Genomic DNA, 1718 nt, shown 5'->3' on the forward strand with positions numbered 1-1718 from the left:
GCGGTCCCGAGGAGTCAAGATTTTCGTTGCTCAATGCGGAATGCATTGTATGATGTCGGCAAAAGAGTGGGAGACGGAATTCAGCATGCCCTTCAGGGTTAGGCCTTATGCTACCTTGACCGCCCAGAACGCGCAGGAAAGTGTCCTGCCGTGAAGCGCATGGTCGTGGGGATGACCGGCGCAACCGGCTCGGTCTATGGCCTTCGCCTGCTTGAGCTACTGCGCGAGACGGGCGGTTGGGAAACCCATCTGGTGATGTCTTCGGCGGCGCTGCTCAACATTCGCGAGGAACTGCCCGAAGGCAAGGCCCGGCTCGAAGCACTGGCCGATGTGGTGCACAACGTCCGCAACGTCGGCGCCTCGATCGCCAGCGGTTCGTTCGTGTGCGAAGGCATGGCGATCGCGCCCTGTTCGATGCGCACGCTGGGCGCGGTGGCGCACGCCCTGTCCGACAACCTTATCACCCGTGCGGCCGACGTGATGCTGAAGGAACGGCGCCGCCTTGTGATGATCACCCGCGAAACGCCGCTCAACCTGGCGCACCTGCGCAACATGACGGCCTGCACCGAAATGGGGGCGATGATCTTCCCCCCGGTGCCGGCTTTCTATGCGCGGCCGACCTCGCTGGCCGACGTGGTCGATCACAGCTGCATGCGGGTACTGGATCTGTTCGGGCTTCATTTGAAGTCGGAGAAACGCTGGCAAGGCCTTAGCAAAGAGGCGGCAAGCCTTGTTTCGGGTGCTGGGCAAATGGAAGGGAATTGAGAATGGCGTGGGATGTCAGCCGTCGCACCGTCGTGAGCGGTGGCGCCGTGGGTGCTGTCGTTGCCGGTCTGGGAATCGGCCGCAGCGCTTTTGCTCAGCGGCCGCGCAAGATCATCGTCATCGAAGAGACGCACGTTCCCGAAAGTCGACTATTTGCCGAAACCTTTATCAATTCGGGGCGCGCAGCGCAGGTTGTCCGGATCGACCGGAGCTTCAACGGCCTGCTGCATGAACTTGAAGCGGTTGAAGGCGTGCTGGTCGGCCTTACTTCCGATCCCGCGGCGATGATCGCCGGGCAGATCCTTGTGGCCGGCGGCGCCCGCCCGCTACTGCAGTGGACCCATCAATACCGCAAGCTGCGCTGGGAACACCAGACTGTCGGCGCGCCAACGCTGCTTGCGCGGGCCAGCGTCGGCTGGCCCAGCGTTCTTGCCCACCACATGCAGGATGCGCTCGTCGGCGATCGCCAGGATGCCGAACTGCGGTGCCAGTCAGGACATTGCGGCCTCGGTGGCAAGAGCCCCGGCATGCTGGTTTCATGGGCATTCGAAGTGGGAGTACAGCAGTCGTGAGTACGCGCATGCCACAAGGGGTCGACGCCGCAACCTTTACCAAGGCTCTGGACGAATTAGCGGCTATCGTCGGCAAGGAATGGGTCTTCGTCGATGAACTGCCGCTGTCGGCCTATCGCGACGCCTATTCACCGCTGGCCGATGGCGAGATGCTGCCCTCGGCTGCCGTGGCACCGGCCAACATGGAACAGATTCAGCAGGCGCTGAAGGTATTCAACGCTTACAAGCTGCCGATCTGGACATTCGGCAACGGCCGCAATTTCGCTTATGGTGGCCCGGCCCCGCGCCAGTCCGGTTATGTCATGTTCGACCTCAAGCGGATGAACCGCATTCTCGAAGTCAACGAGAAATACGGCTATGCGCTGGTCGAACCAGGCGTGT

The 1718-nt window shown here is 62.0% G+C and carries 3 protein-coding genes; all 3 read left to right on the plus strand.

Features of this window, described 5'->3' with window-relative positions:
• Positions 1-159: 159 nt before the first annotated feature.
• Positions 160-765: a UbiX family flavin prenyltransferase gene (locus tag VMR39_RS17000; RefSeq protein ID WP_325417230.1), complete on the plus strand. Its 606-nt coding sequence runs from the start codon at positions 160-162 to the stop codon at positions 763-765.
• A gap of 2 nt (positions 766-767) precedes the next feature.
• Positions 768-1337 carry a hypothetical protein gene (locus VMR39_RS17005; RefSeq protein ID WP_008828119.1) on the plus strand — a complete coding sequence of 190 codons (570 nt, stop codon included), beginning with the start codon at positions 768-770 and terminating at the stop codon, positions 1335-1337.
• On the plus strand, positions 1334-1718 hold a 385-nt coding region (locus VMR39_RS17010), incomplete at its 3' end, for an FAD-dependent oxidoreductase (protein WP_325417228.1). The genes VMR39_RS17005 and VMR39_RS17010, both read left to right, overlap by 4 nt.

It is taken from the genome of Sphingobium sp., assembly GCF_035511395.1.
Lineage (GTDB): Bacteria > Pseudomonadota > Alphaproteobacteria > Sphingomonadales > Sphingomonadaceae > Sphingobium.

Excerpts from the sequence above, each read along its gene's own strand:
- VMR39_RS17000 (WP_325417230.1), top strand. The coding sequence starts at position 160 with ATGGTCGTGGGGATGACCGGCGCAACCGGCTCGGTCTATGGCCTTCGC.
- VMR39_RS17005 (WP_008828119.1), top strand. The coding sequence starts at position 768 with ATGGCGTGGGATGTCAGCCGTCGCACCGTCGTGAGCGGTGGCGCCGTG.